At 48.3% G+C, this 242-nt stretch carries 1 protein-coding gene; it reads left to right on the plus strand.

Going from position 1 to position 242, the window contains the following annotated elements; translation table 11 throughout:
- On the plus strand, nucleotides 1-242 hold a 242-nt coding region (locus SB822_RS60200; protein WP_410859527.1), incomplete at both ends, for a hypothetical protein.

Here is a 242-nt window from a genome sequence, read left to right on the forward strand (position 1 = left end):
CAGGAGGCATTAGTTCCGCTATTTACGAAAGTTTGGAGAAGGTTTATGTGGCGCTAGCCGAATGGCCGGGAGAAGTGGACGAAGCGACGGTCGACCGCGTGCTTGCCCTATTGTATCCGCATATCCTGTTTGCACTGGAACAAGACATTAGCGATATCGCGAGCGATTTAGTGGAAGCCGTCTTGCAATGGAATGAAGAAGGCAAATTTGCCAGCAAGTTTTATGAGTTCATTGACAAAGTG

The organism is Paraburkholderia sp. SIMBA_054 (genome assembly GCF_046534875.1).
GTDB lineage: Bacteria > Pseudomonadota > Gammaproteobacteria > Burkholderiales > Burkholderiaceae > Paraburkholderia > Paraburkholderia hospita.